Annotated in this window: 1 protein-coding gene; it reads right to left on the bottom strand. The window is 53.9% G+C overall.

What is annotated here, in order from left to right; all coding sequences use genetic code 11:
* Positions 1–101: 101 nt before the first annotated feature.
* Complete coding sequence (locus NSO95_RS15255; protein ID WP_257597198.1) at positions 102–2282, bottom strand: hypothetical protein; 2181 nt, start codon at positions 2280–2282, stop codon at positions 102–104.
* Positions 2283–2440: the final 158 nt, after the last annotated feature.

Below are 2440 nucleotides of genomic sequence, written 5' to 3' on the forward strand. Positions count from 1 at the left end.
CTCGCTCAGCAAATACGGATAATCCATAGCCAACGCCTCCTTGACGCTGCCATTGAATCAACCAACCATGCCTCTTGCAAGCGATTTAATAGGTCCTGACCCTAGAGCGGCTCTGCAATACCGGCAGCAATCGCGGAGGCACAGTCCTTTGGCACGAATAGATTAGCGTAATCGACAGTACGATCTTCGATTTCCTGTTGCACAAATGTATTAAACGTAGCGGCGGATGTGAAATCATCCTTCGTGACAACGACAAAGGATGTATCACTTGTTTTTTTTATATTGGCCTCGCTATAGAGGGCAGCAAAGAATCCACCGACATTTCCTGCAACTCGAAGTCTGTCATTTGCTCCGAACCGCACTTCACTAGGATCTAAGTTTACTGTTTCATCCCACTTCTGTTTGAAACTATTTAGTTCTTGGGCCAGCTTGTTGCTGCTTTGAAAGTGCTGATTCTGAAGTCCTGGAATTGGCCTGCAGAAAGACTGGTCAAGCCCAGCTGCGTCGGGCTTGGTGCTTCCCACGCGTTGAGCTAATCCTGTGATCGACTCCCACAGAGCGGTCAGGTCGCGGACTGCCGCATCGCCGCGGGCATCCTTAGTCCGGCTAGCAACATTAGCTTGAATTGTGCTTATTGTCGTATCGAGTCTGTTGGCATCGGCTGCCGTTGCGGACTTCAGATTCTCGAACGTGCGAAACGCATAGACTGCCTCCGCTTCGGTCCCGCTATGTTTGATGATGTTGATAGTAAAGTAGGTGTCTTGGCGGTAAGGCCGATACCGCCCGTCGCGAATGTTGTCTTGCTGCAGCGCAAGCTGCAAAGCCGAAGAGCGTGCCGAAGCGGATGCCCACATGGCGCTGGTAGCCGTCTGGCTTGAATGGGCGGCACTCGAAGCGTTATTTGCTGCGGTTGCCTTTGTCGGCCCTTCACCCGAATTCGCATTTGCCAGTTCTCGCGCTCTGGTTTCAGCATCGGCCGTATTGGTTTTCGCAAGAGTTGCAGATCTTTCCGCGTCGCTTACGACCGAAGTTACAGCGGCAAGCGCCACGGTGAATTTGGGTGTAGACGAATCACTCGCGATTGCCGCCAATACGCCTTTCGCGGTGGTCGATGCTTTGCTTGCTGCTTCAACATCTCTTTTCGCATCCTCGGCCGCGCGCAAGTGAGCTTTTCTGAGCGCCTCGTTATCGGGCTGTCGTTGAACCGCAACTGCGGTATCGACCAAACGAGCGGCGCTGCGCTCTGCAATTTCCTGCCATTTTGCGGCCTCTCCGATGGCATCAATGGCGCTGTCCAGTTCGGGATGAGTTTCCGTTGTAGGATCGGTATAGTAGAATAGCTGACCGGTGTTGTGATCGAGGATCAGGTTTCGCCACACCATGTCTTTATCACGGTGATGCATTCGTCTCAGCACATACCTGCCATCCTCGAATGACGGGTAGCGCCACTCGTTCCCTGCTGACGACTGGTCGAGCACGAAGCGATATTCGAAGATTATATCGTCTTGGTTCGACTCGAGCAGAGACTTGCCCAGTTCGGTCAAGATGTCGGCGGCGGGGCCGGTCGGTAACGAACCCGCCGTTTGACCAAGACTTGCCAGACTGCTTAGCAGGCCGGTCATCTGCGTGCTGATCTGATCGAGCTCAAGAACGATGATCTGAATACCGATCGGCCTGCCGTTGTAGGAGGTCGGCGCGACAATCGGGATATTGCTGAAGTTCAGCGATTGTTCGTTTTCAACGTCCGGGCTGTAATAAATGACGCGCGCCGAGTTGAGGCTGGCCGAATCCAGGTCGAGAAAGGCCGCCTCATTGGACGATTGACTTTGTTCGGTACCTTCGGCTGCCTTAGCTTCCTTCGCGCCGAATTCGAACGCCCGCGCCAAGATTACGATCTCGGCGTTGGATCGAAAAGGGCTTCGCCCGCCGGACAGGTTGCCAGGAGTGAAGCCGAACTCGGCGGTGAAATCGATAAAGCCGTGATCGAGTCGGATTGAATAGACATCGTTCCTCTGGAAGCCCGGCTGGCGAGACACATTCTTGCGAAAAAGTCTGGCACCAAGCAGAGGATCGCATGCCTGAGGTCGGTTATTGGCTCTTTCTTCAGGTACGCAATCGCGCGTCGGGTAGTTTGCCATGACTTGGGCAACATTGGTCGGAGGTTCTGCCCGACGATAATCAACCACCCCGGTATCGATCGATGCGCAACCGGCCACCATGGCGGCGAGCGGAATTGCCAATCCAGCGACACCCGCTAGCTTCACGTTTGTTTTGCCGCGCATTGTGAAATTCCCCCACCAATTCAAGGTTAAGCGAGCGAACTGCGCCCTTTGATGACTAGGGTCAGGACCTATTAAATCGCTTGCAAGAGGCATGGTTGGTTGATTCAATGGCAGCGTCAAGGAGGCGTTGGCTATGGATTATCCGTATTTGCTGAGCG

This window comes from Parerythrobacter lacustris (assembly GCF_024626475.1).
Classification (GTDB): Bacteria; Pseudomonadota; Alphaproteobacteria; order Sphingomonadales; family Sphingomonadaceae; genus Parerythrobacter_A; species Parerythrobacter_A lacustris.